Annotated in this window: 7 protein-coding genes and 1 pseudogene; 4 read left to right on the top strand and 4 right to left on the bottom strand. The window is 71.6% G+C overall.

All coding sequences use genetic code 11. From position 1 onward, the window contains the following. From MMB92_RS35340 to rfaE2, 4 genes and pseudogenes are all read left to right on the top strand, one after another. Positions 1 to 175: pseudogene (locus MMB92_RS35340) on the top strand (alginate biosynthesis protein AlgP); the annotation flags it as partial. 24 nt (positions 176 to 199) lie between these two features. Next, entirely contained in the window at positions 200 to 1,426 is a 1,227-nt protein-coding gene (locus MMB92_RS34830; protein WP_006482098.1) for a patatin-like phospholipase family protein, read from the top strand. Between the two features lie 465 nt (positions 1,427 to 1,891). Next, complete coding sequence (locus MMB92_RS34825; RefSeq protein WP_277563259.1) at positions 1,892 to 2,770, top strand: ferritin-like domain-containing protein; 879 nt, start codon at positions 1,892 to 1,894, stop codon at positions 2,768 to 2,770. A 162-nt stretch (positions 2,771 to 2,932) separates the two neighbouring features. Further along, the gene (rfaE2, locus tag MMB92_RS34820; protein ID WP_006497810.1) at positions 2,933 to 3,418 is read left to right on the top strand and encodes a D-glycero-beta-D-manno-heptose 1-phosphate adenylyltransferase; all 486 of its coding nucleotides are present in this window, start codon (positions 2,933 to 2,935) and stop codon (positions 3,416 to 3,418) included. 16 nt (positions 3,419 to 3,434) lie between these two features. On the opposite strand, the gene MMB92_RS34815 is transcribed toward rfaE2, so the two are convergent. From MMB92_RS34815 to MMB92_RS34800, 4 genes are all read right to left on the bottom strand, one after another. Next, entirely contained in the window at positions 3,435 to 3,677 is a 243-nt protein-coding gene (locus MMB92_RS34815; protein WP_006482093.1) for a hypothetical protein, read from the bottom strand. Between the two features lie 197 nt (positions 3,678 to 3,874). Further along, positions 3,875 to 4,675, bottom strand: a complete 801-nt coding sequence (locus MMB92_RS34810) for a type III pantothenate kinase (protein ID WP_006482096.1) — start codon at positions 4,673 to 4,675, stop codon at positions 3,875 to 3,877. Further along, positions 4,672 to 5,592, bottom strand: a complete 921-nt coding sequence (locus MMB92_RS34805) for a biotin--[acetyl-CoA-carboxylase] ligase (RefSeq protein WP_006482094.1) — start codon at positions 5,590 to 5,592, stop codon at positions 4,672 to 4,674. The genes MMB92_RS34810 and MMB92_RS34805 overlap by 4 nt, the downstream gene beginning before the upstream one ends. 280 nt (positions 5,593 to 5,872) lie before the next feature. Continuing rightward, a partial coding sequence (locus MMB92_RS34800; RefSeq protein ID WP_277563258.1) for a tetratricopeptide repeat protein occupies positions 5,873 to 6,619 on the bottom strand: 747 nt, incomplete at its 5' end.

The raw sequence follows: 6,619 nt of genomic DNA, 5'->3' as shown, positions 1-6,619 counted from the left end.
GCCGGGCGCCGCGCCGCCGGACGCCGCCGCGCCGGAGCCGGCCGCGAAGCCGGCCGGGGTCGCTGCCGCGCCGCGCAAGCCCGCCGCGAAGCGCGCGAAGCCGTCCGGTTCGGCCGCGGCGCGCGCGGCGGCCGCTTCGTCGCCCGAAACGCGTCCGCCGAAGCGCTCGACGTGATGCGGCGCAGGTAGCAGGTCGATCATGCGACTCGCGCTCGTTCTGATGGGAGGCGGCGCGCGCGCCGCATACCAGGTCGGCGTGCTGAAGGCGCTGGCCGAGATCGCGCGCGAGGCCGATCCGCAGCGGCACACGCTGCCGTTCGCGATCGTGTGCGGCTCGTCGGCCGGCGCGATCAACGCGACGTCGATCGCGAGCCACGCGGACGACTTTTCCCATGGCGTGCGCCGCCTGCTCGAATTCTGGGAGCCGCTGCGCGCCGATTACGTGTATCGCACCGACTGGCTCGGCATCGCGGCCGCCGGCGCGCGCTGGCTCGCGACGATGACGTTCGGCTGGGCGGCGCGCCGCTCGCCGCGCGGGCTGCTCGACAACACGCCGCTCGCGCACTTGCTGCAGCGCGAGCTGAGCTTCCACCGGATCGAGCAGATGCTCGAGGCGCGCCTGCTGCACGCGCTCGCGATCACCGCGCTCAGCTATTCGAGCGGCCGGCACCTCACCTTCTACCAGGCCGCCCAGCCGATCCAGGCGTGGCGGCGCGCGCAGCGCACCGCGCGGCTCGTCGACCTGTCGGCGTCGCACCTGCTCGCGTCGTCGGCCATTCCGTTCGTGTTCCCTGCGGTGCCGCTCGTGCTCGACGGGCAGATCGAGTACTTCGGCGACGGCTCGATCCGGCAGATCGCGCCGCTGTCGCCGGCGATCCACTTCGGCGCGGACCGGATCGTCGTCATCGGCGCGGCCGATCCGCGGCCCGAGATTCCGGCCGCGAACGGCGCGGGACGGGCCCGTGGTTATCCGACGCTCGCGCAGATCGGTCAGCAGGTGCTCGCGAGCGTGTTCCTCGACTCGATCGGCTCGGACATCGAACGGATCGAGCACATCAACCGGATGATCGAGCATCTGCCGCACCAGGTCGAGGTCGACAGCGGCTGGCGGCACGTCGACGTGCTCGCGATCGCGCCGTCCGAGCGCATCGAGCTGATCGCCGCGAAACACCTGAAGCAGATGCCGGCGACGATGCGCGGGCTGCTCGGTGCGATCGGCGGCAGCCAGCCGGCCGGCGCGTCGTTCGCGAGCTATCTGCTGTTCGAGGAAGCCTTCACGCGCGAGCTGATCGAACTCGGCTACCGCGACGGCCGGGCGCAGCGCGAGACGCTCGCCGGCTGGATCGCGCAGGCCGACGGCAGCAGTGCGCCGGCGGCCGGCACGCCGCCGGAAGACGGTCTCGCGACCGGCGAAATACGGGTCTGACACGCGCAGGCGCAATGTAAGGTTGCGTTTTCGCGACGGTCGGCCGCGACCGATCGCCGCACCGTGGCTGGCGGCACGCGACGGGGCGAGCGTCTCGGAACCGTCATGCACGCGTGCTATCATGGCCGCCGCCGTATACACCATATCGAGCAGCCCGCCGATCCGGCATCCGCACGGGACCTTTCGGGGACCCGCCTGGGGCAGGGGACGGGCGCGCCACCGAGCCGGCCAGCGCCGGCCCCCACTCAGGCAAGCGCGGCCGGCTCCGTCCGAACGGAGCGGGGTTGCGGCATGCCCAACGGCGGCAACGCGGCCGCCAGGCAGCCGGACGAGGAATCAGCGTCCGGCGGGCCGGTTTCCCGCGTAAAATTAGAGTCTTGGCTGCAAAAAGCGCGCGTGGCGTGCTTGCGCGGCAACAGTCACGTTTAGAGAAGTCGCATTGCGCAGAACAGGGGTGGGACCATCATGAACACCATGCTTTATCCGGAACTTTACAGGTCGCTCGAAGCTGTCCGTTGGGACATGGAGAAGGACATTCCGTGGGACAAGTTCGACGCTTCGCTGCTCACCGACGAGCAGGCGAAGACGATCAAGATGAACGCGATCACCGAATGGTCGGCGCTGCCCGCGACGGAAATGTTCCTGCGCGACAACCAGCACGACAGCGACTTTTCCGCGTTCATGAGCGTGTGGTTCTTCGAGGAGCAGAAGCATTCGCTGGTGCTGATGGAATACCTGCGCCGCTTCAAGCCCGAGATGGTGCCGACCGAAGAGGAACTGCACGCGGTGCGCTTCCAGTTCGATCCGGCGCCGCCGCTCGAGACGCTGATGCTGCACTTCTGCGGCGAGATCCGCCTGAACCACTGGTACCGCTGCGCGGCCGACTGGCACACCGAGCCCGTCATCAAGCAGATCTACGAAACGATTTCGCGCGACGAAGCGCGTCATGGCGGCGCGTACCTGCGCTACATGAAGAAGGCGTTGAACGACTGCGGCGACGTCGCCCGTGCCGCATTCGCGAAGATCGGCGTGCTGATGGCGTCGGCGCGCCGCACCGAGAAGCCGTTGCACCCGACCAACCTGCACGTGAACCAGGCGCTGTTCCCGCGCGACACCGTGCAGTCGCGTCTGCCGGATCCGGAATGGCTCGAGCGCTGGCTCGACGAGCAGATCCGGTTCGACGGCGAGTGGGAGAAGAAGGTCGTCGAGCGGATCCTGCACAACCTGTCGATCCTGTTCGAGCGCACGTTCGCGACCGCGCAGGAATTGAACCGCTACCGCAAGGAAGTCACCGGCCGCCTGCAGGCAGAAAGCGGCCCGTCGTCGGCCGCGCAGCCGGCCTGAGGCCGGCAGGGGCCGCCGTCGGCGCGAGTCGTACCCGATTCGCGCCCGGCTGCGCGGCACCGTGTCGCGTTCATCGCTTGAAGCCCGCCCGGCCGGTCCGGCGGGCTTTTTATCGGGCGCCGCCGTCGCGCGAGCCGTTGTCCATTCCGTCCGCTCTTCATCATGTCCGCCACTTTCGAACGCAAGCTGATCACCCGTGATGCCCTCGTCGCGCTGCGCGCGTCGCTGCCGTCGCCCGTCGTGTTCACCAACGGCGTATTCGACATCCTGCACCGTGGCCACGTCACGTATCTCGCCGATGCGAAAGCGCTCGGCGCCTGTCTGATCGTCGGCGTGAACAGCGATGCGTCGGTGCGCATGCTCGGCAAGGGCGACGACCGGCCGATCAACCGCGAAGAGGATCGCGCGGCATTGCTGGCGGCGCTGGAAAGCGTCGACTGGGTCGTGACGTTCGCGGAAAAGACGCCGGTGTCGCTGATCGAGGCCGTCCGTCCGGACATCCTCGTGAAGGGCGGCGATTACGACATGGATGCGCTGCCGGAATCGGCGCTCGTGCGCGGCTGGGGCGGCCGTGCGCTGGCGATCCCGTTCGAGCACGATCGCTCGACCACCGCGTTGCTGAAGAAGGTGCGCGCGCAACAGCCCTGAGCGCGACGCGGCGTCGTCACGGGGCGGACGCCGCGAGCGGTGCGGTCGTGACGGCTGGCGCCGCGATCGGGCCGCCGACGACGGGCTGATCGGTCGCCCGCAGGAGCGGCGTCACATGCAGCGCGTCGGGCCGTACCTGCCGCGACAGCACGCCGGGTTCGCGCGGGCCGGCCGCCGGCAGCGGCCCGAACACGCCGCGCGCCACCACGAACGCGAGCATGTTGGCGAGAAAGAGAACAGCGATCAGCCAGCGCAGCATCGTCGAAACTCCTTGTCGTCATTGACGTGGTTCACGTCGTTCAGTCGAGCCGGCCGCAGGGCCGGCTTTTTTCATGGCTTCCGTGGATCGTCCGTGCGGGCCGCTGGCGCGGCACCGCGCGGATGGCATCGTCGGCGTGAAGCCGGCCCGTTTGGGCTTGCGTCGTCACGCGCCGGCGCGATGCCGGCGCCTTTGCATCAATCCGGCGCCGTTGCCGGGTCGGCCGCGTCCGCGGCGATCAGCGCGAGCCCGGACAGGATCAGCGTGTCGTGCCGGGTATGCGCGATCGTCAGCGCACGCGCGACGTCGTCCGCCGCGCCGCCTGCCAGCACGAGCCGCACGGGCGCCTGCCACGCCGCGACGAGATCGCGCCACGCGCGTTCGATCAGACCGGCTTGCGCGTACAGGCACCCGGCCGACAGCGAGCGCGGCGTATCGACCTGGAACGGTTCGGCCTGCGCGCCCGCGAGCAGGCCGCTGGCGATGTCGGTGGTCAGCGTCGGCAACTGCGCGGTGTGCGTGCCGAGCGCGCGCATCATCAGCGCCCAGCCCGGCGCGATCAGCCCGCCCGTGAAGCAGCCGTCCGCGCGCAGTGCCTCGAGCGTCGTCGCGGTGCCGAACGTCGCGATCAGCAGATGCTCGCCCGGAAACGCCGCGTGCGCGCCGATCAGGCCGGCCCACCGGTCGCTGCCGAGCTGCTCGGGTGTCGTATAGCCGTTCGTCACGCCGCATTGCGCGGGCCGCGAGCGGATCGTCGTGCGCGGCAGGCCCGGCCAGCGCGCGTCGAGCAGCGCATCGATCCGCGCGGCCACGTCGGCGCCCGCGACGTTCGAGATCCATGCGCCGCGCGGCCGCGGCAGGCGCGACCAATCGGGGTCGGCGCCGCCGTCGCGCGTGTGGCCGAACGCGCCCGTGTCGACGAGCGTGCGCCGCGCGTCGGCGAGCGCCCACTTGATCCGGCTGTTGCCGGCGTCGATCAGCAGGTGCGGTTCGCTCATTGCGCTTCGCGCAGCGACACGTCGCCGGCCGCGATCGTCTGTACGCCGTTCGGCGTGTCGAGCAGCAACTGGCCGGTCGCGTCGATGCCCGTCGCGATGCCGCGCGCGCGTTCGACGCCCTGTTCGAGCAGCACGACTTCGCGGCCGGCGTACGCGTGCAGCGCGTGCCAGCGCGGCAGGAACGGCGCGAGGCCGTCGGTGCCGAACTGTGCGAGCGCGGGCGTGAGCGCGTTCAGCGACGCGGCGAGCGTATCGGTGAGGTTCGCCGACGCGCACGCGATCGACAGCGCGGCGGGCGGCAGCCCGCTCGCGAGCGTCGCTTCGCGCGCGCGCAGCGCGTCGACCTGCGCGGCCACGGCTTCCGCGCCGCGCACGTTGATGCCGAAGCCGATCACGACCGCGGTGGCGTCGGCGGTGGTCCAGACGGTTTCGATCAGGATCCCGGCGAGCTTGCCGACGATACGCGGCGTGCCGTCGTCGTCGGTCGTCAGCAGCAGGTCGTTCGGCCATTTGAGCGCGACCCGCATGCGGGCGTCGAGCGGCAGCGTGGCCAGCCCTTCGGCGAGCGCGACGCCGATCGCGATGCTGAGGCCGCCGAGCGCATCGATGGCGCGCGGCACGATGCAGCCGACCGAGCACAGCAGCGCATTGCCGGGCTGCGCGAACCACGGGCGGCCCTGCCGGCCGCGGCCGGCCGTCTGCTCGAACGCGACGCGCACGAGCGGCGCGGGCAACGCGCTCGCGGTGCGCGGCAGCGCCTTGAGCCGGGTCGCGACGTCGGCGTTGGTCGAGCCGGTGGCGGCGACGATGTCGAGCGGCCACGCGCGCGGCGTGGCGTCCAGGTGCGCCTCGAGCCGGTTGCGCGCGATGTGCGCGTCGCCGGATTCGGGCGTGTCGGAGGAGGTGGGGGCGTTCATGGCGCCTATTGTAGCGACAGGGGGCGTTGGCGCGCGCCGGACGGCGCACGCAACCTGCGGGACGACACGGCGTGGCTTGGCGCGGCATCGCTATCCGCTCCCGCGCCTCGATGCCCGCTTCCGACGTCATCTCGCACGCGAGCACCGTCTGGCCCTTCAGCGCCGGGCCTTGGCGGGTCGAAACGAGGATCGGTGCGCCGCCGACGCCGCGCGGCCGACGCATGCGAAGCAACCACCGTTCGGCCAGGTCACGCTCGCGCGTCCCCTGGCCGAACGGCCATCACGGCGCGACGACCGGGTGCTTCAGCGCATGCGCGGTCTCGATCCACTGCGCGTGGAACTCGTCCGCGTCGGGCCGAAGCCCGAGTTCGCCGTTGCGATAAGCCATCGCAAGCGTCTGCACGGCTTCGGGCAACTCGTGTTCGGCGGCCCGGCGATACAGCGCGAGCGCGCGCGCTTCGTCGCGCGGCACGCCGCTGCCGTCGCGGTACGCGTTCGCGAGCATGAAGTCGGCGGCCGGGATGTCCGCGCGCGACGCGATGTCGAACCAGTGCGCGGCCTGCACCGGGTCGGCCGCGATGCCGTAGCCGCTGCGGTAGATCAGCCCGAGGTAATACGCGGCGGCCGGATCGCCCTGTTCGGCGGCTGCGCCGAGCAGCGCGCGGGCGCGTGCATAGTCTTTCGGGAGGTCGCCGCTGCCGAGCAGCAACGCCTTGCCGAGCGCGAGCTGCGCGCGCCGCGCAGCCGGCGCGTCGGCCTTGCCGGCGGCCGCCGCGGCGGTTTCCAGCCAGCCGCGCCCCTCGTCGCGCAGCTCCGGCTCGTGCGCATCGACGAGCGCGATGCCGAGCGCCGCCTGCGCGGCGCCCGAGCCGCGGCGCGCGAGCGTGCGCAACTGGGCCAGCGCATGCGGCTCGTTCGCCTGCGTGACCATCGCCTGCCATTCGTCGAGCTGCGCGGCGCTCGGCGCGGGGCCGGCGCCGCGCAGGCCGGTCATCGTGACGACGGCCGCGACGGCCGCGACGGTCAC

This window comes from Burkholderia sp. IO2, assembly GCF_029522185.1.
In the GTDB taxonomy this organism is placed as follows: Bacteria; Pseudomonadota; Gammaproteobacteria; order Burkholderiales; family Burkholderiaceae; genus Burkholderia; species Burkholderia cenocepacia.
The sequence above is the reverse complement of the archived record's forward strand: the minus strand, read 5'-3'. Positions and strand labels throughout refer to the sequence as shown.